Here is a 26,624-nt window from a genome sequence, read left to right on the forward strand (position 1 = left end):
GACGTGGGATTTTGTGGGAACCCTACAAAACACTTCGCCAGAGTTCATCGCGACCGACATCTCGCAGGTCGCTCGCGGCGGTGTTCTCTTAATAAGTGATTTCGTTGCTCGCCCCGGGACAGGGCTCTCAGACACCCGGCATGCTCAGCCCCTGGCTGGCACTGCCCGGAGCACAAGACCGCCTCGAAGTGTGGTCGAAGGCAGCCGGCCTGGACCTCGTCCGACTCGGCACGACCGCGACCGCCGAAGAAATCACCGACACCTCGGTAACCCAGCCCCTCGTCGTTGCCGCTGCTCTGCTGGCATACGAGGAAATCGAATCACGTGGGCTCCTCGGCGCCGACGTCATCGCTGCCGGCCATTCGGTGGGTGAGCTTGCCGCTGCTGCGGTCGCCGGTGTTATCTCCGCTGACGACGCGGTCGCGCTTGCCGCCCTCCGTGGCGCCGAGATGGCCAAGGCTTGTGCGCTCGAGCCCACGGGCATGTCAGCCGTTCTCGGTGGAGACGAAGCCGAAGTGCTCGCACGAATCGAAGAACTCGGGCTGGAAGCAGCCAACCGCAATGCGGCCGGCCAGATCGTGGCGGCCGGACTGCTCACCGCGCTCGAAGAACTCGCAGCAAACGCACCCGAAAAGGCCCGAGTCCGCGCACTACCCGTCGCCGGAGCTTTCCACACCCGCTTCATGGCGCCGGCGCAGGACGCCGTCGCAGCTGCTGCCGCCAAGATCACCCCTTCCGATCCGACGCGCACGCTGCTTTCCAACTCGGATGGCGCACCCGTCTCCTCGGGCGCCGACGCCCTCACCAAGCTTGCCGCGCAGGTAACCCGCCCCGTTCGTTGGGACCTCTGCTCCGCGTCGTTGCGGACAGCAGAAGTCAGCGCGATCGTGGAACTCCCGCCGGCCGGAACCCTCGTCGGAATTGCCAAGCGTGAAATGCGTGGCACACCGACGGTGGCCCTCAAGAACCCGGAGGATATCTCCGCACTGTCCGAGCTGACCTAGCTCGGACGCCCACCCGGCCGATCAGCCCGAACGGCGGCCGGACGTTTCACCCCACCTCAATCGATCAAGAAGGGAGCCACACCAGTGGCCCACACTCAGGAAGAAATCATCGCGGAACTCGGCCAGATCGTGGAGGAGGTCACCGGTATCGAGCCTTCCGAGGTCACCGTCGACAAGTCCTTCGTGGACGACCTCGATATCGACTCCCTGTCCATGGTCGAGATCGCCGTTCAGACCGAAGACAAGTACGGCGTGAAGGTCCCCGACGAGGATCTCGCAGGCCTGCGCACCGTCGGCGACATCGTCGCGTACATCCAGAAGCTCGAAGCCGAAGGCGCCGAAGCCAAGAACGCAGAGTGAGCCGACCGTGACTTCCGCTTCTACCCGCAAAGGGAAATTCCCCGACATCGTCGTCACGAGCCTCGCGACGTCGACCTCGGTGGCTGGTGATGTGGATGGCACGTGGAAGGCGCTACTCGCCGGCGAAAGCGGCATCGGAATCCTCGATGACCCGTTCATCGACGAGTTCGACCTTCCCATTCGCATCGGCGGGCACCTGAAGGTTTCACCGGACGAGGGCTTGTCCCGCGTCGAAATTCGACGGATGAGCTGGGTGGAACGCCTTGCCCTCACGTTGAGTCGCACGGTCTGGAGCAACGCCGGCAGCCCTGAAGTCGATCAGGACCGCCTGGCCGTTGTCATCGGCACCGGACTCGGCGGCGGCGACACGCTCATCGACGCCGTCGACAAGCTCCGTGGCGGCGGATACCGCAAGGTGTCCCCGTTCTCGGTGCAGATGGTCATGCCCAACGGACCGGCCGCAACGGTCGGACTCGAACTCGGGGCCCGCGGTGGCGTCATCACTCCGGTGTCGGCATGTTCATCAGGTTCCGAGGCAATTGCTCACGCTCACCGCATGCTTGTCATGGGTGACGCGGACATGGTTGTGGCTGGTGGAGTCGAGAGCTTCATCGACGCCGTTCCGATCGCGAGCTTCGCCATGATGCGTGCGATGAGCACCAACAACGACAATCCGGCCGCAGCTTCACGTCCTTTCGACAAGGACCGCGACGGATTTGTCTTCGGCGAAGCCGGCGCCCTGATGATCCTCGAAACCGAGGAGCACGCAAAGGCACGCGGGGCAACGATTCACGCCCGCCTGCTTGGTTCCGGAATCACTTCGGACGGGTACCACATCGTGGCACCGCATCCGGAAGGCCTGGGCGCGGCGCGAGCCATGACCCGAGCAATCGAGATGGCCGGACTGACGAAGTCCGACATCAAGCACATCAACGCCCACGCCACTGCGACGCCGATCGGTGACATCGCAGAGGCAAAGGCAATCAACGCAGCGGTCGGCAATCACGCTGCGGTGTACGGCCCGAAATCCGCGCTGGGACACTCGATCGGCGCTGTCGGCGCCCTCGAATCAGTCCTCACGGTTCTGGCAGTGCGTGACGGGATCATCCCGCCCACGCTCAACGTTGACAGCCAGGATCCAGAGATCGATCTCGATGTCGTCAAGGGTGAACCCCGAACCGGCTCTTTCGATTTCGCACTGAACAACTCGTTCGGTTTCGGTGGGCACAATGTCGCGCTCGCCTTCGGTCGGGCCTAGCCCGAACCGCGGTTTGCATCTGTCCGCGGGTGTCGTTGCAACACAACGTCACCCGCGGACAACACCGACCTTTCGTTCCACCCAAGGCTCGTACTGAAGGAGGACGCGATGACCATCCTGGCCCCGTGACAAAGTCCGAATCATCGACAGACCCGCGCGATCCTCTTGCGCGCCTGGAAAATCTGTTCGACCCCGGCACAACAGTGCCGCTCCACGCCCGTGACAAATCCGGTGTGCTCGCCGCGTCTGGAAACATCGACGGCGTCCGCACCATCGCGTACTGCTCCGACGCCACTGTCATGGGTGGCGCCATGGGCGTCGACGGTTGCAAACACCTCGTCAAAGCCATCGATACCGCTATCGAGGAAGAGTCCCCCATCGTGGGTCTCTGGCACTCCGGTGGCGCGCGTCTGGCTGAAGGCGTCGAGGCGCTCCACGCCGTCGGACTGGTCTTCGAGGCCATGGTCCGCGCGTCGGGTCTCATACCTCAAATTTCCGTCGTGCTCGGCTTTGCCGCTGGCGGAGCCGCGTATGGTCCAGCCCTCACCGATGTCGTGATCATGGCGCCGGAAGGCCGAGTGTTCGTCACCGGCCCAGACGTAGTTCGTAGTGTCACCGGCGAACAGGTCGACATGGTGTCACTCGGCGGTCCGGACACACACACCAAGAAGTCGGGTGTCGCTCACATCGCCGCACACGACGAGGCCGACGCATTGCACCGCGCGCGCCGCCTGGTCTCGATGATGTGCGAGCAGGGCGAATTCGATCAGCGGGCAGCGGAACTCGGTGACAGCGATCTGCGCGCCATGATGCCTGCCTCCGCGAAACGCGCGTACGACGTTCGTCCGATCGTTCACGAAATGCTCGACAACGTTGAAGGCGAGTCGAGTTTCGAAGAACTGCAAGGAAATTACGCTCGGAGCATCGTCACCGGTTTCGGCCGGATGGCCGGACGCACCGTTGGCGTCATTGCGAACAACCCACTGCGACTCGGGGGGTGCCTGAACTCCGAAAGTGCAGAGAAGGCCGCTCGATTCGTGCGACTGTGCAACGCATTTGGCGTGCCGCTCGTGGTCGTCGTCGATGTTCCCGGGTATTTGCCGGGCGTCTCGATGGAGTGGGAAGGCGTTGTCCGACGCGGAGCGAAGTTACTTCACGCCTTCGCCGAGGCAACGGTCCCCCGCGTCACCGTCGTCACTCGAAAGATCTACGGCGGCGCCTACATCGCGATGAACTCGCGAGCACTGGGAGCCACGGCCGTATTCGCTTGGCCCAACTCCGAAGTAGCCGTGATGGGTGCGAAGGCTGCTGTCGGCATCCTGCACAAGCGGGCCCTCGCAGCTGCACCGGACGACGAGCGTGAAGCATTGCACGACCGACTCGCTGCCGAGCACGAGGCAATCGCGGGCGGCGTCGACCGCGCGGTCGAAATCGGCGTCGTCGACGAGGAAATCGACCCGGCGAAGACTCGCAGCATCGTGACCGCTGCCCTCGCGTCTGCACCATCTGTCCGCGCGCGGCACAAGAACATTCCGCTCTGACAACCCTGGACAGCAAGGTGGGCCTCGCCGATACGGCGGGGCCCACCTTTGTCATTCGAGTCTTTGTCGTTCAAGCCGCGAGAGCACTCCGGGTTCAGGATGGACCTCGGTCAGCTGACACGCCTTCGCAGCCATGTCACTTCGGCACCTTCGCCTGAACTCCGGAAGGGTTCGAGTTCCTCGTCCCACGGTGTACCTATCGCCCGATCGATTTCCGCGGCGATGTCTCCACCGGAATTCATGATGGACCGCAGTTTCATCTCCCCTACGACGACATCACCGTTCGCACTGGTGGATCCGCGCCACAGGCCCAGACCGGGCACATGGCTGTACCGTTCGCCGTCGACGCCATGACTCGGGTCCTCGGTGACCTCGAACCGCAACATCGGCCACGCGCGTAGCGAGTCGACCAGGCGGGCACAGGTTCCGACGGGACCCGTCCAGTCCGTCGTCGCACGCAGAAGCCCGTCGTAGGCAGGCTGTGAGGTCCATCTGAGCTTGGCAGGGCTGTCCAACGTGGCGGACAAAGCCCAATCCACGTGCGGGCACAGCGCCGCGGGCGACGAGTGGATGTAAACCACACCAGTCGTCACGTCCGCGAATTGATTCATTTCGCGCACTCGAGCCTCCTGCTTCGACGAGGGACGTCTTCCCCAACGACCTCTGTCGAGTTCGTGCAGCACGCTCGATTGAACAGTGTGCCTTGTGTTACCCGTGTTGCGCCAGTGGAAGGAGAGAAAATTGTGCTTTACCGCGTAACTTCACCGACCACGCCATCCGACAATTCGGTCCACAAAGGCTTGGCCCAATCACCGAAATCGCGATCGGTAAGCACGACGCACGCAGTATCGATCGTGGGATCGACCCACAGGAACGTCCCGGACTGGCCGAAATGACCGAAGGTAGCGGCCGAGTTCTCGAGACCCGTCCAATGCGGACGCTTGTCGCCCCGAATTTCGAATCCGAGCCCCCAGTCGTTGGGGCGCTGAGAGCCATAGCCCGGAAGAATTCCGTTGAGCCCCGGGAACTGCACAATTGTCGCCTCTGCGAACGTCTGCGCCGAGACCAGAGTCGGCGAGAGCAGTTCAGCCGCGAACTTGGCCAAGTCGTCTGCCGATGCCTGCGCACCGTGACCGGCCGGACCGACAAGAGCCGCGCTGGTCATCGCCAACGGCGCGAACACCGCCTCGGCCAGATAGTCGGCAAATTCGATCTCGGTCTCCCGGGAAACCAACTCGGCAAGCACCTCGAACCCCGCACTCGAGTAGATCCGCTTCGACGCCACCGGAGCCTGAACAACACGTTCGGCGAATGCCAATCCCGAAGCATGTGCGAGGAGATGACGAACGGTCGACCCCTCAGGCCCGGCCGGCCCATCCAACTCGACCGCCCCTCCTCCACTGCCACGAGAATCGCGTAGGCGCACAACAGTTTTGTCACCGAAGCCAGGGGGAAAACATGCGCCTGGTCGCCACTGAAACCACGAATGCGGTCGCCCTCACCGGGATTCTTTCCGGAGAGGACGACCGCTGCCGCATTGTCGACCGGCCACTGCTGGATTACGTCGAGACTGTGAGTACTGGGCACCCGATCAGACTACTGGCACAAGGGTTGCGCTTCCGATCACCAGTCAGCTTCGGTGTAGCGGATGACGCCGCGGATGTTCTTGCCATCCAACATGTCCTGGTAGCCGTCGTTCACGCCTTCGAGCGTGTAGGTCCGAGTGACCATGTCGTCGAGGTTCAGCTTGCCTGCCTTGTACATCGCGAGGAGGTTCGGCACGTCCTGGCGAGCGTTGCCACCGCCGAAAATGTTGCCCTGAAGGTCCTTCTGAAGCATCGCCATCAGGAACAGGTTCAGCTTCACATCCATGTCCGTCAGGTGCCCCATTGCGGTGACGACACAACGGCCGGCCTTTGCCGTCAGAATCATCGCTTCTTCGACGTACTCACCCTTCATTTCGCCGACGGTGATGATCGTCTTCTGCGCCATGCGGCCATACGTAGCGTCGATGATCGGCTGAATGGCAGCGGCAGCGCTTTCGAAAGCGTGCGTTGCGCCGAACTTCAGAGCCTGCTCACGCTTCCACGGCACGGGGTCGATGGCAAAGATGTACCGGGCGCCCGATGCAACTGCACCCTGTAGCGCACTGATACCGACGCCGCCGACACCCATGATCACAACGTCTTCGCCGGGCTTCACATCGGCGATGTGGGTTGCCGATCCCCAACCGGTCGGGACGCCGCAACCGACGAGTGCGGCAACCTCGAACGGAATATCCTTGTCGATCTTCACCACTGACGACTGGTTCACGACCATGTAGGGCGAGAACGTCCCTAGCAGGCACATCGGGATCACGTTTTCGCCGCGAGCCTGGATTCGGTAGGTACCGTCACTGATGGCCTGGCCGCTGAGGAGGCCCATCCCGAGGTCACACAGGTTCTGATGGCCGGCCGAGCACGCCGGACAGGTTCCACAAGCCGGAATGAAGGACAGAACGACGTGGTCGCCGACCTCCAGACCCTTGACCTCCGGGCCGAGCTTGGTGATGACGCCCGAACCCTCGTGCCCACCCATGACGGGGAACGACGGCATCGGGGTCGCGCCGGTGACGATGTGGTGATCGGAGTGGCACATTCCGGCCGCTTCCATGCGAATCTGAACTTCGCCGGCTACGGGCTCACCGATCTCGATCTCCTCGACGGACCACCTTTCATTGAGGCCCCACAGGATTGCACCCTTGGTCTTCACGTCACTTCACCCTTTCATTCGCACACCCGCATCTATCTCTGTGACCATAGCCACAAATCTGCGAAATTGGAACGTGTTCTAACGAAAGATTTTGCACTGCAGGTCAGACGTCCAAATGACCTGGCACAACCGGCGCGGCAACAACGGAATTACGACCCACTGAGTGGGACAGGCCACACGGGCACCCGAAAGTAGAGCCGCCCCGAAAGCACGCAACCATTCGACTCCACCTCCCACCAATCGGTCGGACACAGAGCAGCGGGTCTGAAACAGACCTGGGCATGTTCTGGTGCATCTGAGGTTCGTCCTCAGGTTTTGAAGGTGGTGTTCGCCGGCCGCGGGTGCTGCTGCGGGTCGATCGAGGGTGGCGGGATGAACCAGGGTTTGTTGTCGACTCCTATTCGGATTTCCCATTTGCCGACGAACCCGGATTTGCGGTGCATCAGTCGGTGGTGTGAACGGCACAGCAGGACCAGGTTGTTCATCACCGTCGGGCCACCGTTGGCCCAGTGCCGGATATGGTGCGCATCAGTCCACGCGGGCACGCATGTGCAGCCCGGGAAGGCGCAGCCTTTGTCTCGGGCGATGAGGGCGACGCGTTGTTCGGCGGTGACCAACCTCTTCCCTGGTTGCGCATCCAAGGGCGCGCCGTGATCGTCGAGCAGAACGGTCGACAGGAAACAATCACACCCGAGAAGTCGGGTCTGCGACACCGACAGCGGTCCGAGCCAGGGCATGTGCCCGACATCGAGATCCGATACAGCCATTCCGTCATCAGCAGTGGAGGGTGTCGCGGCGCAGTCCCGATGCTCAGCGAGATCCCGAGCGTTGATGTGCACGTTCACGTGCGGGCGTTGACCACCGTCTGTGCCTGTTTTGGCGCAGTCCAGGTAACGGCGGATCAGTTCGGTGAACCCGTCCGCAGTGCGTTTCGCCGCCGACCGAGAATCCGGGGTTCCATCCGGAGCGGGGGTCGGCATCGTCAGATTCGACAACGCCGACAACAACATTTCACCGGTCAGGGCGTCGAAATCACCACGCACCACCACCCGGCCATTGAGCGTCGACGCGATCCGCAACTCGTTGAGATCGACATCCTCGGTGGGCGGAATCTCATCCGACTCGAACAACCTCTCCAACGTCGCGATCACGTTCCGCACCTTCGTCGTCGTCGCCTCCACACCCGACGCAGCCGCAAGCAGTAGGTCGATACAACGAGGGAGCGCCTCCTCCGGCATCCCCTTCGGTGGTGATTCACAGAACGCCACGATCAACACGGCATGCTCGAAGGAGCAGTCCCCACAACCGAACCGAGCAGCCACACCCGGAAGCGGCCGCAAAGCCGCACCCAACGCGGCGATCTTCTTCCCGTCCCGAACCTGCAGCATCGTGTTCGCCGCCAACCAGGACCCCACACCGCGGCTGGCAATCACCTGATCATCCGGGCGCAACGAGAGTTCGTCGACCACCGCAACACGAACGGCTTCCAGGCGCAGAATCTCCGCACTCGCCTCGACAGCAGCAGCGCGCAACTCCGCAGCAGTCAACCGCCACAGACGTCCACGTAACCCCACCGCAGAACCAGACACCACATCCGACAACAAGACACTCATTGAATCCCCCGATCCCCTCCCCATATCATACTCGAACACCCGTTCGAGTCAAGAGTTTTTCGAGTCAATCCACCGAGCGTCCCGGAATCACCACACCGCATTGATATGCGAGAACCACCAGTTGCGCGCGGTCGCGGACATCCAGTTTTGTCATCGCCCGGTTCACGTGTGTTTTTGCCGTGACAGCGCTGATCACCAACTCCGCGGCGATCTCGTCGTTGGACATCCCCATAGCAACGAGAGTTACCACCTCGAGTTCACGCGGCGTCAATTGACCGAAGATCCCAGAAGTCGAGTCTGCCCGCGACGGGATGGAAAGGAATCGAGTAATCAACGCACTGGTCGCAATCGGCGACAACAACGAGTTGCCACTTGCGACCGTCCGAACAGCATCCAGCAGATCTTCAGCCCGGATCCCTTTGCCGATAAAGCCGCTGGCACCCGCCCGGATCGCCTGTGCCACATGCTCATCCACCTCGAATGTCGTCAGGATCAACACGTGTACGTCGGACAAATCCGGATGATCGGCGATCATGGCGGTTGCTTCGACACCGCTGGTGCCCGGCATTCGAATATCCATGAGTACAACGTCAGGTCGGTGTTCGAGCGCTGCCTGGAATGCCTGCTCTCCGTCCGCCGCCTCGGCGACCACCTCCATGTCCTCTTCCGAACCGATCAGCAGCGCAAGCGTTTGACGGAAGAGCGCCTGATCGTCTGCCACTACCACCCGAATACTCACGACTCCCCACTCTCCGAACCCCTGGACACCGAGACAAGCGGCAGTTGGGCGTCCACACGAAATCCCCCGTCCGCGCGGAATCCTGCTGAGACCTCGCCTCCCATTGCCTGTGCCCTCTCCTTCATTCCCAGCAGTCCGTACCCGGGCGGTGACGTCGAAGGCACTGCCGTTCCGGAGTTTTCGACCGACAGCACCAGAACCTCGGCTTCGTACGACAACGACACGGTGACGGCCCCTGGCAACGCATGCTTGCTCGCATTCACGAGTGCTTCCTGGATAATTCGGTACGCCGTGAGGTCTACTGCGGGCCCGAGTGGGCGCAGCGAACCCACAGCGCGCACATCGATTTCCATTCCTGCACTGACGAATTGATCCACCAGTGCCGGTAGATCCGAAAGCCCCGGAGCCGGCTTCATCGAGCGATCACCGTCCTGAGCATCACGGAGAACTCCGACCGTGGCCCGAATTTCATCGAGTGCCGCCTTGGACGTTTCCTCCACTCCGCGTAGTGCAGTCGTCGCCTTCTCCGGGTCTTTCCCGATCAAGTGCGACGCGACCCCGACTTGCAGGTTGACCAAGGCAATGTGGTGCGCGACAACGTCGTGCAGGTCTCGCGCAATCCGCATCCTTTCTTCGACGACGCGGTGTCGGGCCTCGTCCTCGCGCATTCTTTCCGCTTGCACCGCGCGCGCCTCGACGGACTCCAGATAGGCTCGGCGAGAACGGACCTCGGCGCCGGCAAAACTTGCCATCAGCAACCAAGCCAACAACCCCAGTGCCTCCTGCAGGAGATTGTTCCCCACTCCCAGGAAGATCGTGACGAGCATCAGCGAGCTGACTGTGCTCGCCGCTGCGAAGAAGGTCCTCCGGCGGTCACTCGTGCTGGCAACGTAGTAGAGGCACACCATCGCTGCGGAACCTGTGCCGGCATTCGGCGGCGCTGACAGTGCAATCATCAATACGCCGAGGAGTACTGCCACCGCCAGTGCCGAGAACGGATAGCGCCTTCGGAACACGATGGTTGCCGCTGCGATCGCTGTTACAAGCACTCCCACAACCGTGACCTCGCGGGTGTCATTGCCGTCGAGCGCGATGCGGTGCGCCGTCCACGTGGCAAGGAGCACGAGAATCGCCAGTGCCAGGTCGATGGTGCGCGGGTGTTCCGCACACCATCGACCCCACGTCGATGTCGAAGTCATCGATCTACCGTATCCGGGTCACACCGACAACTTGTCGCTCGTGGGTTCACTGGATTCCTTCGAATCTGCGAGCAGCGCAGTCAACTGCTCCCCCTCGACATCGACGTTCGGGACCAACCGGTCCAGCCATGAGGGGAACCACCATGCCCTCGAGCCCAACAGGGACATGACGGCCGGTACGACGGTCATACGAATCACGAAGGCGTCGAACAGAACCGCGAACGAGAGTCCGAGTCCGATCTGCATGATGAAGGCGTCGCCGCCGAAGATGAAGCCCGCGAAAACGGCGATCATGATCAGCGCCGCGGCCGTGACCACTCGCGCGCCCTGGTCGAAGCCCTTCACGACTGCTTCATCCGGTCCGTCACCGTGGACGAACGCTTCACGCATTCTGGTCACCAGGAACACCTGGTAGTCCATCGCCAACCCGAAGACGATGCCAATCATGAAGATGGGCAACATCGCCACAACTGATCCGGTTTGACCTTCGATTCCGAGAATGCCGGCGAACCAACCCCACTGGAAGATCGCGACCAGCACACCGAACGTCGCACCGATCGAGAGCAGAAATCCGAGAGTTGCCTTGAGTGGTACCAAGATCGAGCGGAACACCAACATCAGGAGGATGAAGGCGAGGCCGACGACCAATGCGAGGTAGGGAACCAGGGCGTCGGCCAGGCGATCCGAAACGTCGATCGTCAACGCTGTCTGACCGGTGACCGACATCGTGGCTCCGGTCTCGTCGGTCAGTGATCCGGCGACCTCACGTATATCTGCGACGAGCGCCTTTGTTGCCTCGGTTTCCGGGCCACTCGAGGGAACCACCGTGATGACTGCTGTATCGCCGGCCTGATTGAGTGCTGGCGGCGTCACTGCCGCTACGTCGGGCAGAGCACCGAGCTTTTCCTGGGCGCCGCTCAATGCCGCTGCCGGATCTGCGGCGTCGGCAACGTCGACGACCACCATGAGCGGACCGCTGAACCCGGCACCGAACCCCTCGGAGAGTCGGTCGGTAGCCCTGGCGGCAGTTGTGTCGGGCACTGGTGGGCTCGCCAAACTCAGGTTGATTCCGAAGGTGGGGATCGCCAGCAATCCCAACCCGAGGACAGACGCGAGCAAAACCGGAACTCGACGCCGGATCACGAACTTGGCCCATCGCGAGCCTGCGCCTTCCTTCGTCTTGCGATGCGTCAACTGACCACCGGACGCAAGCAGGCGACGATCGGATCGGCTCAGAACGCGCGATCCAGCAAATCCCAGCGTGGCGGGCAGCAGGGTCAGTGAAATCACCACTGCAACAGCAACTGCAAACGCCGCAGCCAGACCCATGCTCGTCAGGAACGGGATGTTCACGACGAACAGTCCTGCCAATGCGATGAGCACCGTCAACCCCGCGAACACTACGGCCGAGCCCGCCGTCCCCGCTGCTCTGCCCGCAGCAATTTCCGGATCATGTCCGTCACGTAGTTCGGAGCGGTAGCGCGAGACGATGAAGAGCGAATAGTCGATCGCCACGGCGAGCCCAAGCATCATTGCCAGGACGGTTGTGCTCGAACCCAATTCGATGAAACCCGTTGCGATAGTGATCGTGCAGATCGCGATGCCGATGCCGATCAACGCGCTGATCAAGGGAAGCCCTGCTGCCACCAACGAACCGAAAGTGACCGTCAGGACCACAGCGGCGATCGCGACGCCGATCACTTCGCCCATCGATTCGGCGCTGCTTTCCATCAGCACGTTGCCGGCAACATCGACTGCCAGCCCTGAATCCGCGGCGTCGTGGACGGCGGACTCGAGCAGTTCTTTCGAGCTGTCCGGCAAGTCGATCGAGTCGGCGGTATAGGAGACCTGCATGTATCCGATCGTCCCAGTCGGCGACACTCCGCCGGAGGCATACGGATCCGATACCGCTGCAACCTCGGGGTCCTTCCCGAGCGCAGAGACCAAGTCACTGACGGATTGTCGAATCGCCGGATCGGTGAGCGTCGTGCCTGCCGGAGATTCGAAGACGATGCGAGCACTGGCTCCGTCGGTGGACGACTGCGGAAATCTTTCAGCCAGAAGATCCTGCGCCGCTTGTGATTCGGTGCCCGGAATCGACAACGTATTGACGGTCGGACCGGACAGCGTTGCTGCGCCTACTCCGCCCGCCACCAGCAGGACGACCCAGAAGCCCACCATTGCCCAACGGCGCCGAAACGCGAGTCGCGAGAGTTTGTACAGGAATATCGACATGCGTGTCACTGTGCCGATACACGACCCCGTCGCACATCGTGCACAGGTAGGCAGTTCGACGTACTGCGCTCGCAGTAGGGCGGTGGTCCCCAGTGCTAGACGGGCCGGCCCAACTCCCTTGACCACGGCGGATCCGCCCCGGGACGTGACACGGTGACGGCTGCCGCGCGTGCGGCAAAGGTCAACGCGGCCGACCAATCTGCCTCGGTGAACGCACGCACAACAGCGACGTCGAGTGCGTCGTGACGATCAAGGTAGGCCAACAGGGCTCCGTGAACGGTATCGCCCGCACCGATCGTGTCCGCGACGTCGACCGCGGGCGCCGGCACCGAAACATCGAGTTCCTCGGTGATCAACCGCAACCCGTCACCACCACGGGTGAGCAGGACGGCGCCGACGCCTTCGTGGAGCCACTCGGCGCCGTCGACCGAACCCAACCACTTCGCGTCGTCGTCGCTCACTTTGAGAATATCGATGGCGGGCAACCACGAACGAAACCGTCGTCGATACGCGTCCGGGTCGGAGATCACCGCCGGACGAATGTTGGGGTCGACCATGGTGAGTCGACCGCGGGCGTGGGCTTCGTGCAGCAAAGCTTCGTAGGCAGAGGCCCCGGGCTCGAGCACCAGCGACAGCGTTCCGAACGAGAATGCCCGGGCAGAGGGAAGTTTCGGCAGCGCGAACTGTCGATCTGCCGTTCCCTCGAGGTAGAAGGAATACCGCGCACCACCGTCCGCTGCAAGGTTCACGACGGCCAGAGTTGTCGGCTCGGGCCCACGTTCGACTCCGGTTGTGTCGACATTGGACGCGGCCAGCGAGTCGATCATCCGATCTCCGAAGGCGTCGATGGACAAGCGAGAGACGAATCCCACGTCGGATCCGAGTCGGCCCAATGCAACCGCAACGTTGAACGGTCCACCGCCCAACTTGGGCGAGAAGTTCTCCCCCACCGGAACCAGATCAACCAGTCCCTCACCACACACCACGACGGATCGTTCGCGTGTATCACTCATCGGTAGACCCTAACCTTCTCACCAGTCGAAGATGGATGTGACCTGCTCGGCACGAACGAGTTCGGGTGCCGAGCAGGTCACGAATGCGATGGGATTCAGCTACCCACACGCTCGCCCGTAGCCGGGTCGAAGAGGTGAACGAGGCCGTCCACCCGCTCGAAGCCCAGCGTCTGGCCGTACTGCAGCTTCGATCGCCCGCCGGTGCGTGCGACGAGCGAAATCGGATCGGATTCCGTGCCAGGTACGTGCGCGTAGATGTACGACTCGTTGCCCAGTTCCTCCACCAGGTCGATCTGAGCTGCGATTCCGTCTCCAGCGGCAACCACCTGGAATTGCTCGGGTCGAATTCCTACTGTGACCGAGTCCAGACCGGCCGCGGCGATTGCCGCCATCTGCTCGCGGTCCAGCGGAACCTCGACGTCACCGAAACGCACCCCACCCGAACTGACCGGCGCCGTTACCAAGTTCATACCTGGAGATCCGATGAAACCGGCAACAAACGCATTGGCCGGCCGATCGTAAAGTTCGGTCGGAGAGGCGAATTGTTGCAACTTGCCGCCCTTGAGCACTGCCACTCGATCACCCATCGTCATCGCTTCCACCTGATCGTGCGTGACGTAGACGGTGGTGGTTCCGAGACGACGCTGCAACGCCGCGATCTGCGTGCGGGTCTGGACGCGTAGCTTTGCGTCGAGGTTGGAGAGCGGCTCGTCCATGCAGAACACTTGCGGTTCACGAACGATTGCACGGCCCATGGCAACTCGCTGCCGTTGACCACCGGAAAGCTTGGCCGGCTTGCGGTCGAGGTATTCCGTCAGGTCAAGCAGTTTGGCCGCTTCGGCCACTTTCTTCTTACGCTCCTCGACGGGCACACCGCGCATCTTCAACGCGAACCCCATATTTTCCCCGACGGTTTTGTTGGGGTACAGCGCGTAATTCTGGAAGACCATTGCGATGTCGCGATCCTTGGACGGGACATCGGTCATGTCCTTGCCGTTGATGGTGATCGCGCCGGAATCGATGTCCTCGAGCCCTGCCAACATGCGCAGGGCCGTGGACTTTCCGGAACCTGACGGACCGACGAGCACGATGAACTCCCCGTCGTTGATGTCGAGATCGAGTGAATCGACAGCGAGGGTCCCGGCACCTTCGTAGATGCAAGACGCTTTCTGGTACGAGATTTCAGCCATGACGAACTCCTGAGAGGGTGAGGAGAATTATTTGATTGCACCGAAGGACAGGCCGCGCACCAGTTTGTTCTGGGCGAACCAACCGGCCAGGATGACGGGCAATGCCGCCATGGTCGCTGCCGCGGAGAGCCGAGCCCAGTACAGTCCCTCGCCGGTGATGAACCCGACCAGGAAGACCGGAATCGTCTGCGCTTGAACAGCTGTCAGGTTGACGGCGAAGAAGAATTCGTTCCACGAGAAGATCACGCAGATCAGCGCAGTCGCAGCAATTCCGGGCGAGATCAGCGGGAGGATCACCTCGCGAACCGAGGTCCACAAACTCGCGCCGTCCATGCTGGCAGCTTCGAGAAGTTCGCCGGGGACTTCGAGAAAGAACGAACGCATCATCCACACTGCGATCGGCAGATTCATCGATGTGTACAAGATGACCAGCGCCCAGATGTTGTCGAGCAACCCGATGTCGTTGACGATCACGTACAGCGGCACGATTGCAGCGACGACTGGGAGCATCTTGGTACTGATGAAAAAGAACAGAACGTCCTGAGTCTTGGCTACCGGGCGAAGCGACAATGCAAACGCAGCCGGAACACCCAGTAGCAGAACAAGAATCGTCGACATGGCCGTCGCAAATGCGGAGTTTGCCAGCGTCGTGCCGAGACCGGAGTCGAGGACGGCACGGAACTGTTCGAGGGTGGGAGTGAAGAACAGCTTCGGCGGATCCGTGTAGGCGTCTGCCTCGGTCTTGAACGCGGTGAGGACCATCCAGAAGACCGGGAAGAAAAACCCGAGAGCGGCGATCCACGCCACAACCGACCACGGACTGAACTTGCTGCTCTTCTTTTTCTTGACGACGGGCTTGTCGGCCGTCGCGCTTGTCGTCTCTACGGCAGTCATCACGCCGCCTCCTCGTTGCCGGTGAAGCTCTTGAAGATCAATCGGAGCGCAAGTGTCGACACGATGATCGTCGCGATCACTGTTACGACACCCATCGCCGCAGCTTGACCTACGTCGAAGCCGAGGAACGCGCGCTGGTAGATGTAGAACGGCAGGTTCGAGCTGGCCACGCCGGGCCCACCCGAGGTCATCATGTACACCGCGTCAAAGGTGTTCACGAGGTAGATCGCACCCAGAACTGCACCGAGTTCGATGAAGCGGCGCAGGTGCGGCAACGTCAGTTCGCGGAACATCGCAAACGGCTTGGCTCCGTCCACTCGTGCGGCTTCGAGAATGTCTCGGGGCATGGACTGCAAACCGGCCAGAATGAGCAGCATCATGAAGGGCGTCCATTGCCAGATCAGATTGATCATGACGGCGGCGAGCGGAAACTTACTGACCCAGTCGACCTGGCCGACGCCGAAAGGCTGGAGGACAAAGTTCACGATACCGAACACCGGGTCGAACATTGTTGTCTTCCACAGCAATGCGCCGGCGACGGGAGTGATGAGAAACGGCGTGATCAGCAGTGTCCGGACGATGCCCCGACCAAGGAATGCGCGGTCGAGTAGCAGCGCCAGCGCGAGTCCGAGGATCACGGAAACGATGACGGTTCCCACGATCATGATGACCGTGTTGACCGCGACTTCCCGAAACTGACTGTCCTTGAAAACCTCTATGTAGTTGTCGAACCCGTTGAAGTGCCGCGATCCCGGCCGGACTAGGTTCCACGACTGCGTCGAGTAGTAGAGGGTGAACAGAAACGGAATCTGGGTGACGACGATCGAGAAGATCAACGCCGGCAACAGGGGACCTCTACGACGCCAACCCTCGGCGCGGGAGATCTTCTTTTCGACACGGACCGGTGGCGCGTCGTCCACGGTAGTTCTGGGCTCGGCAACCGTAGTCATCGGTTCTCCTGATAGGTCTTGCCGACCACCTCGGCATACTGCTGGGATTGTTCGAGTGCTTCTTTCACGCTCTTCTGACCCGCGATGGCCGCACTGATCTGCTGGCTGACGCGAGTGCCCAGGTCCTGAAACTCAGGGATGGTGAGGAACTGGACGCCGGTGTACGGAACCGGTTGCACTGTCGGGTTTTTCGGATCTGCATTGTTGATCGATTCGAGGGTGATCGGACCGAATGCCTGTGCGGCCTCTTGATATTCCGGAATCTCGTAGGTCGATAGGCGACTTCCCGGAGGAACTCTCGACCAGCCGAGTTCGGTTCCGACCTTCTGGATGTAGTCCTTGTTCGTCATCCAGGAAATGAACTTCCAGGCGTCATCTTTGTTCTTTGCCGACTCCGGGATTCCGAGCGCCCACGTGTAGAGCCAACCAGGATCGGACTTCTCGACCTTCGGGGCCTTCGCATATCCGATGTTGCCGACTACCTTCGACGACGCAGGGTCCTCGAGAACCGACACAGCCGACGTCGCGTCGTACCACATCGCCGTATTGCCTTGCGCGAATTGTGTTGCACATTCACCGAATCCGCTTGTGGCAGGACCCGGCTGACCGTGCTCCTTGACCGTGTCCACGTAGAACTGAACCGCATCCTCGACCTGCGGACTGGTCAGCTGCGCATTCCAATTCTCGTCGTACCAGCGTCCACCGAAGGTGTTGATCACGGTGTTCAGCGGTGCGAGCACCTCACCCCAGCCAGGCTTTCCGCGCAAGCAGATTCCCGCCATCTTGGCGTCCGGGTTGTCGAACTGTGCTGCCCAACCTGCAACTTCTTGCCACGTCGGGTCTTCGGGAACTGTAATCCCCGCCTGATCGAACAGATCCTTGCGGTACATCAGGAACGACGACTCCCCGTAGAAGGGGACCGCGTACATACTGTCCTCGTACGACAGAGAAGTCTTGATCGACGGTACGAAGTCGTCCTCGTCGTAACCGGGCGTCGTGTCTGCATAGTCGGACAGGTTCGTGAGCCAACCGTTTGCAGCCCACTGAGGTGTCTCGTAGTTGCTGATCATCACGACGTCGAACTCACCGCCGCCGGTTGCCGTCGACGCTGTGATCTTGGCGCGCGCCTGGTTCTCGGAAAGGCTGACGAATTTGAGGTCGATGCCAGGGTTGTCGGCTTCGAAAGCCGGCGCCAGCTTGATGGCGTCCTGCATCTGCGAGTTCGACACCATCGCAATGGTGACTGTTCGTTCGCCGGAACCACCGAGCGCACCAGCGCCCGCACATCCCGACACCAGGAGGCAGAGCGCCGCCGCGGCAGCGCCCCACACTCGTCTTCCTGTTTTCACGGATTACCTTCCTTCACACTTGCGTGTCAGTCGCGCGCTCGGACCGCGAAACTCGTGAGATCGCTAGCCTTCGAGCAGCCACTGGGCGCACTCGACGTCGGTGACGAGTACGTTTGCCAAACCTCCGCGCAATGCGCCCAGAACGGCCTGGCGTTTGTGTGTTCCCCCCGAAATCAGAATCGTCTGATCGCAGGATTTCACTGCGTCGAGCGATACTGAGACCGTTCGCTCAGGCAGTGGCCCCTCCACTGGATTGCCGTCGATCGTGTAGAAACGGCCGCCGATTTCACCGACAGCGCCTCGACTTTCCAACTCGTCCAGCATGGTCGAGTCGACGAAGCTACCGGCAAACAAGGTCGTGGCAGTCGAGACGGCACCAACTCCGAAAACCATGATGTCGGAATCAGTTCCGGCTTGCAGCGCCTTCGAGATCACCGAGTCGTTTCGCATCGACTCCACAGTCGCCGGGTCGGCATACAGCGGAGCGTTGAGACGAATAGGATTGGCCTGCAACTGTTGTGCACATCGGCCGATGGTGAAGTCGACACCGGTTTGGTAGTCGGTCACCGTCATGGAGCCGTCAAGTTGTACCACAGCCGAGCACTTCGCGGCCTTGTCTGGCAAAGATCCTGCTACCGCAACGGTTTCCGGACCCCAGGTAAACCCGAGAACGCTCGAAGGCTGCAGACGACGAACCAGAACTTCCGCTGCTCGTCGACCGAGTGCGTCGAAGTCCGGGTCGTCCGCATCCGAAATCGCTTCGGGGACGATCAACACTTCGGCCAACCCGAAGTGCTTCTCCAGCTTCGATTCCAACTCCGTGTTCACCGAACCTTCGAGCTCCGGCGGTACCAAAATCTCGACCCTGACCAAACCTTGCGTCCGCGCCCTGGCCAACAGTCGCCCGGCTGTCGGCCGCGAGACGCCCAACTTCGCTGCAATCTCCGCCTGAGTGGCACCTTCGAGGTGATACATGGTCGCTGCCCGCAAGGCGAGCCGCACATCTTCGGAAGCGGGCAACTTCGACGTCTTGAGTCCTGTGGGCTGAGCCGACTGGTTCACGCGGTCTCCTTGTGCATCAGGTTCAAAGTTTCTTGATCGTGAGCCAATGCTCACTAGATGTTCTTATGCTCATTAAGCTAACATCTACGTTGTGACCCACACAACAGTTTCCGGAGAATCCGTCGATCTACCTGCGACAATTCGGGCAAATGTCCTCGTCGAGACCGGAAAGATGCAGATGGTCGAGAGACCACGACCGTCCCCGAAGGCGGGTGAAGTCCTCGTTCGCATCCATGCCGTGGGCGTGTGCGGGTCGGACGCGCACTACTTTCACGAAGGTCGCATCGGCCCTTACGTAGTCAACTCACCGCTCGTTCTCGGACACGAAGCATCGGGACGCATCGCTGCGGTCGGTGACGGCGTCGACCCAAGACGCATCGGGCAGCGTGTCTCCATCGAGCCTCAGAAGCCCGATCCGACAAGTCCCGAATCCAAGGCAGGCAGATACAACCTCTGCCCTCATATGGAGTTCTTCGCGACGCCGCCGATCGACGGTGCGCTGACCGACTACGTCACGATCGGTGCCGACTTCGCCCATCCCATCGCAGATTCCGTGTCCTACGAGGCAGCTGCGCTGTTCGAGCCACTCTCCGTAGGGATCGCCTCAGCCCAGAAGGCGGGGATCACTGCCGGCTCTCGGGTGTTGATCGCCGGCGCCGGCCCGGTAGGAATCGTGACGACGCAGGTGGCCAAGGCATTCGGCGCGACGGAAGTCATCGTCTCGGACATCGATGCGGCCCGACGTGATGTGGCACTGAAATTCGGCGCAACAACCGTCGTTGATCCACGTGAGAGCGACGTACGCTCGCTGGCCGTCGACGCATTCATCGACGCCTCGGGTGCCACGGCCGCGGTGATCGACGGGATTCACGCAGTTCGGCCCGCTGGGACCGTCGTTCTGGTCGGAATGGGTGCCGACGAGATACCGTTGCCGGTCCCGATCATTCAGAATCGCGAACTGATGCTGACCGGAGTGTTCCGGTACGCCAACACGTGGCCGATCGCCGCCGCATTGGTCGCTGCCGGGCGCGTCGATCTGGACTCGATGGTCACAGCACGCTTTTCACTCGAACAGTCGCAAGAGGCCCTGGTGGCCGATTGCATTCTCGGCAGCATCAAAGCCGTAGTCATCGTCGCCGAAGGAGACTAGTACTTTCATGGAACTCAATACGAAGACCCTGTTCGACTTCGATGCTGCACTCGAAGTGCCGAACTACGACCGGAGCAAAGTCACTACTGGCATAGTGCATTTCGGTGTCGGAGGCTTTCACCGTGCACACCAGGCCATGTACATCGATGATCTCCTGCGACGCGGTGAGGGCTTCGACTGGGGAATCTGCGGAGTGGGAGTGATGCCGTCGGACAAGCGGATGAAAGACGCTCTCCGCGCGCAGGACTGCCTCTACACGCTGGCGCTCAAGCATTCTGACGGAACCCTCGAGGCCCGGGTCATCGGGTCGATCGTCGAGTACCTGTTCGCTCCGGAGGATCCGGAGGCGGTGATCGAAAAGATGGCATCCGAATCGACGAAAATCGTATCTCTCACCATCACCGAGGGCGGATACAACATCTCGCACACTACGGGTGAGTTCGACGCGTCCGATCCCGATGTAATGCACGATCTCGAGCCGGGAACACTCCCCCACACCACCTTCGGTCTGATTTGTGCGGCACTCGCACTCCGTCGCGACCGGGGCCTCGCCCCGTTCACGATCATGAGTTGCGACAACATCGAAGGCAACGGATCGGTCGCCAGGACGGCAGTCGGAGCGTTCGCCGCCCTGAAGGATCCCGAACTTGCGGAGTGGATCGACGAGAACGGCGCCTTCCCCAACTCCATGGTCGACCGGATCACACCCGTCACGACAGCCGAGGTGACCACCGAGATCGCCGAGACGTTTGGCGTGGAAGATCAGTGGCCGGTCGCGGCTGAGCCGTTCACCGCGTGGTTCCTCGAGGACGAGTTCACCTCAGGCAGGCCACCTCTGGAGAATGCCGGCGTCAATCTCGTGCCGGATGTTCGCCCGTACGAACTGATGAAACTGCGCCTTCTCAATGCCGGCCATCAAGGCATCGCGTACTTCGGCTACCTTGCCGGATACCGCCTGGTCCACGAGGCATGCCAGGACGAACTCTTGTCGGGGTTCCTGCTCGACTACATGAATCTCGAAGCGACGCCGACCCTTGACCCGGTACCCGGCGTCGACCTCGATCAGTACAAGAAGACCCTCATCGAAAGATTCTCGAACCCCCAGATCCGCGACACGATTGCACGTCTGTGTGCCGAGTCGTCCGATCGAATTCCCAAGTGGCTGTTGCCCGTCATCCGGAACCAACTCGACACCGGTGGGTCGATCAACCTGTCCACCGCAATTGTCGCTAGCTGGGCCCGCTACGCCGAGGGCACAGACGAGAACGGAGATCCCATCACCGTCGTCGATCAGCTGTCGGACACTCTGGTGCCGCTCGCCCAGAAACAGTCGAGCGACCCGTTGGCCTTCATCGGGTACCGCCAAGTGTTCGGCGATCTCGTGGACGATCGCCGATTTGTCGCTAGCTTCCGAAAGACCCTCGACTCATTGCACTCCGTCGGAGCCAGAAGAACCCTCGAGGAGGTGCGCGGGCTCTGACTACACCGAGACGTCGTGCAGGTGATGGATCGGATCGTGAATGAAGTAGGCCGCCAACGATTCGACGGTGAACGCCGATCCGTCACTGCGGAGACCCCGTCGTTGGCGGCTACCCTCTGGCACGGTTTCGAAGGCATTCGCGACCTCCGCCGCGGCGTCGGACAATTCCGATGCCACCTTTGCCGGATCTTGGTCGTTGTACCGCTCGGCCTCGGCTGTTGCGTCCTGATCCCAGTTCTCGAATCGCGGATCGTCGAATTCGAGCATCTGTTCCAACCGCACCTTGAAGATCCGGAACACGTCGCGTACGTGGGCGGAATACTCCAGCGCTGACCATGTTTCGCTGTCCGGTCGCTCCGTCACATTCTCGCGCTCCAGTACCTCGGCCCACGAGACGGCATTGCTACGCACAAGATCTGGAACATCCGCGAACGCCACAGCGGACGAATCAAACCCGCACTCGGCGCATGGGCGTTCGAGGACCCAGGTCCAGTTCTTTGTATCCGGGGTGATCGGCATGGATCGAGAATAGTCCGCCAGGGCGGGGTCAGTCTGCTTCGATTGGCCGATGAAGCGAATCATGATCGCTATTGCGACTCCATTCGTGCTGATGCTTACTTCGTGTGGCGGGGACGTGGGCGACGCCGAACCACACGAACTCGCCTTCACATGCGACGACGCACATGCGTACCTCGAAGTTTTCGGGACGGTCGAGGCGGCGTTGGCCCGGCTACAGAGCCCTGGATGGAACGATGTCCCTGAACTCGCGGGTTCCGCCAGCGCCTGGGCAGCGTTCACACCACAACAGCAGACTGCGATAGTCAATTCACTTCATGCGGCTTCCCGAGGTGAATGTTGATCCGTATTTCGGTGCCGTTATCCGGCATCTGACTCCGTCGACAAGATTTGCCGGTCGATACTCGGATCGGCCGAAGAACTGGACATACTCCGACTGATCCCACGTCGCCGATCGATCGAGTCCGCGATGACACGAGCGGACCGCACGACGACTGGAGAGGATTCGACGCTGAGGCGCGTGAGCGCACCCAAGAAGCCTTCGAAGCAGCGAAATCGGGATCGTGCGACCGAGCAACGCCGGAGGCCTGATTCGCCGGTCGCACAACAGAATTACAAACGACGACGTAACTACGTCATTCCGTTCGTGACAAAATACTCGTTCGTCGGCGACGGACCGATCACTTCGATTTCCTCGACGGGTCTCGTCACCCCTCACGTGAAGGGCGTCGAGTCGACATGTACCCCTTCCGAACGCAGTAAATGCTCGGCCGCACAAATCAACAGGGAAATGGATTCGTACGAGAGTCCCTCGATCGCATGCATCAGCCTGTCAGGCGCCGGAATCGACCGGTCGACCGGCGAACCCTCGGATCTCCGCACAGAAAGCACGGTCGAGAGTTCTCGTTGATTCACCACCTGACCCGCGCTGTTCGCTCGCTCGAACATGGCATTCAGCCGCTGGACCAGTTCCTCACCTTCAGCTGATCGAATAGTGTTGCCGAACAGCCTGTTTCCATGATCGGCTTCGACACCAGGCCCGATCGAGTTCTTGATTGTCACAGTATGTTCTCCGTTACGTTGGTCTGTCAGGTTGATCAGGGGTGCGACCCGGCGCAATTCACAGAGCCTTTGTCCGTGCCGCCCAACGGCGTCGCGTCCATCGACAGCAGACGAATCTCCCCCGGCGCCCATCGGCTTCCGGTAGCGAGACCTCGAAGCCGCTGTTCATTTGCGACCTATCGTTACATATTAACATCAACTGTAACTCTTCGACAAGCACTTTGTTCCGATTGCCCGGTTTGATCACGGGTGGCGCAGAACATCAGGGGTGGCCAACTTATCGACATGATCTACGCCGTCCCTGCCATCTCCGTTCAGGCTGCAGTGATGGTCGAGCCACCGGCAAGGGACAAGAACGACATTCCGCCGACGAGCTCCCAGCGTAGGTATCGCCGCGCGTGCATCACCTGCGGTGAACTGCGATGCACGAAAGCCGCAACGCGGATAGGGGCGGCGACACAGTCCACGAGAGCTTTCTTACCCGAACTTCTCCATCACCGTGTGAGGCAGCCGGCCAGCCAAGACTGCGCCCAAAGTCCTCGCTACTGATGACCTAAGTCCGACAATACTTTTCACGAAAAAGAGGACCCCGCGCCTGCGGGGTCCTCTTCGCTTTCCTTCAGAGCTAGAGACCGAGCGAGTGAAGGTGCTCGCTGATCTTCTCGAACATGAGCCTTTGACCTGCCGGCGTGGGATGCATGCCGTCTTCCTTGAGTAACGTCGGGTCCGACAGCCAGTTCTCTGCGAGCGCATCAATGAAAGGCAGCTTGTACTGCTCAGCGGCGGAACGGATTCGATCGTTGACATTGACAGCGGTCTCGGATGGAGGCCGGTTGTCCATGATGGGGCCGATGACGACAACCTTGGCGTGAGGAAGCCGATCTCGTAGCTGCGCATACAACTCCCGAGTCGCATCTCGCACCTCGAGCGGGTACGAAACATCGTTCCGACCGCCGGCGATGATGACGACCTCGGGATTCACCGCAACGACCTGATCAATTTTCGCACCGAACGGTAGCTTGCCTTTTTCCTCGTTTCCCTGGACGTAGCCGGTGCCACCGCTCGCAAAATCTGCCAGGTACCAGCGACGATCGAAGGCGAGCAGCGCCGGCCAATGATCTCCCGTCGTGTTCGGAATCGAGTACGAGTCCCCCAAAATTGCGACCGTGTCGAAGTCGTCGGTAGGGGCATTCAGCGCCGGCGCCGAACTGTCAGGCTGCGATACAGAGGCAGTTGCCCGACTGTCTCGGGATTGCTCGTACGCAAATCCTACGATCACCGCTACGACGGTGAAAACCATGGCACCGATGACGGCGACAGTTCGCTTGTTGGGTTTGGTCACCCCGTAAACATACGGGGTCGAATCATGTTGCCTCTGAGCGAGTGTCAAGCATCTGTCGTTCCGCTTGAATCGGCCATCAACGAAGGAGTGAAATCCCGCTCTCACAGCAGACTGGGGCGAAGCTTGCTGGAAGTTAAGGCGCGGCAAAGCATTCAGGGCACACTGTCCCCCATTCGACGGACCAAAGTCCATTTTCAAATCAACACTGCGACAAGCGGCAATCGCGCAGCTATATTTCGTCGACACTTCAACTACTTTCGGCACATCTGCACGGACGCGCGACAACACCCAGTCCCCTCGCTCGGCAATCCCCTCTATTTTTCTCATTCGAAGAAACCGGCACCAGGTGCCAGGAAGAACGTCGACATGCCGGAAACAGAAGCAAAGCGCAGCAATCGGCGACTGATCGCGATCGCAGCACTCGCAGTCGTACTCCTCGTGCAAGGCGCCTACTCGTTCGGTGTCCGCCCTGAGCCGTACCCGACAATTCGCATGCCCAGCTTCGGTGGCGTGCCCAATGCAGACGGCGAGTTCAGTGGGAGTGGCTTGGATATCACTCTCCATTACACCGACGGATCCACGATCAGTCCCAACCCAGTGGATCTCGCCGGCGATATTCGCTACTCATCCGCGAGAGCATCACTCGATTATGCGTTCCGCCCCAGCGGGGCAGGCGACCGCAACACCCGAACCGCGGACCCTGAATTGGTCGAATGGCTCCGAAACCGCAGCGTCGAAGTCGGAAGTGGTGCCATCCCGGACAGTATCGAGTTCTGCTGGCGCAAAACAATTATCGACATCACCGACGGAACCGATGCGTCAACTGACCCGTGCGAAACGACAAGGGTTGATCTATGAGTGCCCGTGCGGGAACTCTGTTGTTCCTGCGCGACCACATCGATCAGTTGTGCGAGGCGTACCGCGGGGATGCGAGGTTCCTCGCTGTCATTCGAATCCTCTTCGCGCTATATGTGATCGCGTTTCCCATCGACTACACGTGGGCGGGCGAGGTTCCCTCGATTCTGTTTCATCCGCAATCCGGTCCGTTCTCCCTGCTGTCGTCACCACCCTCCGAGAACTTCCTCGTCGGACTCGAAGTCGCCCGATTCATCCTGGCGATCGCCATCTTGGTCGGATATCGAACGACAGCCGCGTCCATCGCAATGACCCTCACGCTCATGACCGGCAGCGGGTTGGTCAATTCCTTCGGCAAGGTCGACCACTTCATTCTTTTCGAAATCTTGCCGGTGGCCATGGCAGCCGCTGGATGGGGCGCCGCATGGTCCCTCGACGCACGACGTTCACGCACACAACGCAAAGCACTTCAAACCCGCGGACTGCCCATGCTCATCTGGGCAGTGACGGTCGCCTACGCCCTGTTTACAGCGGCACTACCCAAAGCTGCGTCGGGCTGGCTGAACCCCGAATTGCAGGCAACCCGGGGCTACGTTGCGCGAGACGTCGCTGACCCCACCAAGCTCGGTCCGCTGACCCACGAACTATTCGACATCCATTCGGAGTGGCTATGGAAAGCACTCGACTACGCCACTGTCTTCGCTGAAGGCTGGTTGATCGTTGCCGTGCTCTTCCCTGTCTTGTTCAGAATCGGGATCGTCGTCTTACTCGGGTTTCACCTTGGGGTTTATCTCGCGTTGGGCATCGAGTTCGACAGCTATATCTTCGTGTATCTGCCGTTCCTGTCGGCACCTGCCGTATGGGTCACCGAGCGAGCCCTGGGCAGAAGGCCCGATATCGGTAGAACGTCGGCGCCGGAAACTCCACGTCAAGTATCTCCGGCCAATTCGGACGCACCGTAAATCTAATATCCGGGAGCGGACCTTTCCGTCACAGTTCGGGAGTGCCCCAATCACAGGTAGGCGATCCTCAGGCTCCCTCAACCTGGGGATCAAAGAAAC

General features: G+C 60.9%; 25 protein-coding genes and 1 pseudogene. 9 read left to right on the plus strand and 17 right to left on the minus strand.

Annotated elements, in window-relative coordinates:
• The first annotated feature begins 95 nt into the window (after positions 1-95).
• The 4 genes from EHW12_RS18035 (at position 96) to EHW12_RS18050 (ending at position 4,163) form a co-directional block, all read left to right on the plus strand.
• Positions 96-1,004: an ACP S-malonyltransferase gene (locus tag EHW12_RS18035; RefSeq protein ID WP_064689135.1), complete on the plus strand. Its 909-nt coding sequence runs from the start codon at positions 96-98 to the stop codon at positions 1,002-1,004.
• An 84-nt stretch (positions 1,005-1,088) separates the two neighbouring features.
• Positions 1,089-1,364, plus strand: coding sequence for a meromycolate extension acyl carrier protein AcpM (acpM, locus tag EHW12_RS18040; protein ID WP_003941649.1), 276 nt, complete (start codon positions 1,089-1,091; stop codon positions 1,362-1,364).
• Positions 1,365-1,371: 7 nt separating this feature from the next.
• Positions 1,372-2,622, plus strand: a complete 1,251-nt coding sequence (locus EHW12_RS18045; RefSeq protein WP_003941591.1) for a KasA/KasB family beta-ketoacyl-ACP synthase — start codon at positions 1,372-1,374, stop codon at positions 2,620-2,622.
• 125 nt (positions 2,623-2,747) lie between these two features.
• A complete protein-coding gene (locus EHW12_RS18050) occupies positions 2,748-4,163 on the plus strand; it encodes a carboxyl transferase domain-containing protein (RefSeq protein ID WP_125051400.1) in 1,416 nt (471 codons plus the stop codon).
• A gap of 110 nt (positions 4,164-4,273) precedes the next feature.
• On the opposite strand, the gene EHW12_RS18055 is transcribed toward EHW12_RS18050, so the two are convergent.
• The 13 genes and pseudogenes from EHW12_RS18055 to EHW12_RS18115 all read right to left on the minus strand — a co-directional run bounded on the left by EHW12_RS18055 (position 4,274) and on the right by EHW12_RS18115 (position 19,158).
• Positions 4,274-4,783: a DUF3145 domain-containing protein gene (locus tag EHW12_RS18055; RefSeq protein ID WP_042445731.1), complete on the minus strand. Its 510-nt coding sequence runs from the start codon at positions 4,781-4,783 to the stop codon at positions 4,274-4,276.
• Positions 4,784-4,911: 128 nt separating this feature from the next.
• Positions 4,912-5,750: pseudogene (locus tag EHW12_RS18060) on the minus strand (serine hydrolase domain-containing protein).
• A 36-nt stretch (positions 5,751-5,786) separates the two neighbouring features.
• Positions 5,787-6,914 carry an NDMA-dependent alcohol dehydrogenase gene (locus EHW12_RS18065; protein ID WP_125051402.1) on the minus strand — a complete coding sequence of 376 codons (1,128 nt, stop codon included), beginning with the start codon at positions 6,912-6,914 and terminating at the stop codon, positions 5,787-5,789.
• 308 nt (positions 6,915-7,222) lie between these two features.
• The gene (locus EHW12_RS18070; RefSeq protein WP_125051404.1) at positions 7,223-8,527 is read right to left on the minus strand and encodes an HNH endonuclease signature motif containing protein; all 1,305 of its coding nucleotides are present in this window, start codon (positions 8,525-8,527) and stop codon (positions 7,223-7,225) included.
• Positions 8,528-8,591: 64 nt separating this feature from the next.
• Positions 8,592-9,266 carry a response regulator transcription factor gene (locus EHW12_RS18075; protein ID WP_125051406.1) on the minus strand — a complete coding sequence of 225 codons (675 nt, stop codon included), beginning with the start codon at positions 9,264-9,266 and terminating at the stop codon, positions 8,592-8,594.
• Positions 9,263-10,465 carry a sensor histidine kinase gene (locus EHW12_RS18080; RefSeq protein WP_125051408.1) on the minus strand — a complete coding sequence of 401 codons (1,203 nt, stop codon included), beginning with the start codon at positions 10,463-10,465 and terminating at the stop codon, positions 9,263-9,265. The genes EHW12_RS18075 and EHW12_RS18080 overlap by 4 nt, the downstream gene beginning before the upstream one ends.
• Before the next feature lie 18 nt (positions 10,466-10,483).
• Complete coding sequence (locus tag EHW12_RS18085) at positions 10,484-12,700, minus strand: MMPL family transporter (RefSeq protein WP_125051410.1); 2,217 nt, start codon at positions 12,698-12,700, stop codon at positions 10,484-10,486.
• 95 nt (positions 12,701-12,795) lie between these two features.
• On the minus strand, positions 12,796-13,713 hold the full coding sequence (locus EHW12_RS18090) for a carbohydrate kinase (RefSeq protein ID WP_125051412.1): 918 nt from the start codon (positions 13,711-13,713) through the stop codon (positions 12,796-12,798).
• 95 nt (positions 13,714-13,808) lie between these two features.
• Positions 13,809-14,903: a sn-glycerol-3-phosphate ABC transporter ATP-binding protein UgpC gene (gene ugpC, locus EHW12_RS18095; protein ID WP_125051414.1), complete on the minus strand. Its 1,095-nt coding sequence runs from the start codon at positions 14,901-14,903 to the stop codon at positions 13,809-13,811.
• A gap of 27 nt (positions 14,904-14,930) precedes the next feature.
• Positions 14,931-15,797, minus strand: coding sequence for a carbohydrate ABC transporter permease (locus tag EHW12_RS18100; protein ID WP_003941600.1), 867 nt, complete (start codon positions 15,795-15,797; stop codon positions 14,931-14,933).
• Positions 15,797-16,747: a sugar ABC transporter permease gene (locus EHW12_RS18105; RefSeq protein ID WP_019748978.1), complete on the minus strand. Its 951-nt coding sequence runs from the start codon at positions 16,745-16,747 to the stop codon at positions 15,797-15,799. The genes EHW12_RS18100 and EHW12_RS18105 overlap by 1 nt, the downstream gene beginning before the upstream one ends.
• Complete coding sequence (locus EHW12_RS18110; protein ID WP_241198997.1) at positions 16,744-18,096, minus strand: sugar ABC transporter substrate-binding protein; 1,353 nt, start codon at positions 18,094-18,096, stop codon at positions 16,744-16,746. Before EHW12_RS18110 ends, EHW12_RS18105 begins: the two co-directional genes overlap by 4 nt.
• 63 nt (positions 18,097-18,159) lie before the next feature.
• On the minus strand, positions 18,160-19,158 hold the full coding sequence (locus tag EHW12_RS18115) for a sugar-binding transcriptional regulator (protein WP_054827191.1): 999 nt from the start codon (positions 19,156-19,158) through the stop codon (positions 18,160-18,162).
• Positions 19,159-19,297: 139 nt separating this feature from the next.
• On the opposite strand from EHW12_RS18115, the gene EHW12_RS18120 reads away from it, so the two are divergent.
• Both EHW12_RS18120 and EHW12_RS18125 read left to right on the plus strand, forming a co-directional pair.
• The gene (locus tag EHW12_RS18120; RefSeq protein WP_125052653.1) at positions 19,298-20,308 is read left to right on the plus strand and encodes an NAD(P)-dependent alcohol dehydrogenase; all 1,011 of its coding nucleotides are present in this window, start codon (positions 19,298-19,300) and stop codon (positions 20,306-20,308) included.
• Positions 20,309-20,315: 7 nt separating this feature from the next.
• Positions 20,316-21,788: a mannitol dehydrogenase family protein gene (locus EHW12_RS18125; protein WP_042450149.1), complete on the plus strand. Its 1,473-nt coding sequence runs from the start codon at positions 20,316-20,318 to the stop codon at positions 21,786-21,788.
• Here the strand turns inward: EHW12_RS18125 and EHW12_RS18130 are convergent, their stop codons facing one another.
• Positions 21,789-22,307, minus strand: a complete 519-nt coding sequence (locus EHW12_RS18130) for a DinB family protein (protein WP_030536585.1) — start codon at positions 22,305-22,307, stop codon at positions 21,789-21,791.
• Positions 22,308-22,356: 49 nt separating this feature from the next.
• Between EHW12_RS18130 and EHW12_RS18135 the strand changes: the two genes are divergently transcribed.
• Positions 22,357-22,647: a hypothetical protein gene (locus EHW12_RS18135; protein WP_125051416.1), complete on the plus strand. Its 291-nt coding sequence runs from the start codon at positions 22,357-22,359 to the stop codon at positions 22,645-22,647.
• Between the two features lie 371 nt (positions 22,648-23,018).
• On the opposite strand, the gene EHW12_RS18145 is transcribed toward EHW12_RS18135, so the two are convergent.
• The 3 genes from EHW12_RS18145 to EHW12_RS34665 all read right to left on the minus strand — a co-directional run bounded on the left by EHW12_RS18145 (position 23,019) and on the right by EHW12_RS34665 (position 24,708).
• A complete protein-coding gene (locus EHW12_RS18145; RefSeq protein WP_054827189.1) occupies positions 23,019-23,366 on the minus strand; it encodes a hypothetical protein in 348 nt (115 codons plus the stop codon).
• 314 nt (positions 23,367-23,680) lie between these two features.
• Positions 23,681-23,833, minus strand: a complete 153-nt coding sequence (locus EHW12_RS34660) for a hypothetical protein (RefSeq protein WP_155277928.1) — start codon at positions 23,831-23,833, stop codon at positions 23,681-23,683.
• 158 nt (positions 23,834-23,991) lie between these two features.
• Complete coding sequence (locus tag EHW12_RS34665) at positions 23,992-24,708, minus strand: SGNH/GDSL hydrolase family protein (RefSeq protein WP_024487644.1); 717 nt, start codon at positions 24,706-24,708, stop codon at positions 23,992-23,994.
• A 366-nt stretch (positions 24,709-25,074) separates the two neighbouring features.
• Between EHW12_RS34665 and EHW12_RS34670 the strand changes: the two genes are divergently transcribed.
• Both EHW12_RS34670 and EHW12_RS18155 read left to right on the plus strand, forming a co-directional pair.
• On the plus strand, positions 25,075-25,566 hold the full coding sequence (locus tag EHW12_RS34670; RefSeq protein WP_020969946.1) for a hypothetical protein: 492 nt from the start codon (positions 25,075-25,077) through the stop codon (positions 25,564-25,566).
• Positions 25,563-26,525, plus strand: a complete 963-nt coding sequence (locus EHW12_RS18155; protein WP_125051418.1) for an HTTM domain-containing protein — start codon at positions 25,563-25,565, stop codon at positions 26,523-26,525. The genes EHW12_RS34670 and EHW12_RS18155 overlap by 4 nt, the downstream gene beginning before the upstream one ends.
• The last annotated feature ends 99 nt before the right edge of the window (positions 26,526-26,624 follow it).

The organism is Rhodococcus sp. NJ-530, assembly GCF_003860625.1.
Lineage (GTDB): Bacteria > Actinomycetota > Actinomycetes > Mycobacteriales > Mycobacteriaceae > Rhodococcus_F > Rhodococcus_F qingshengii.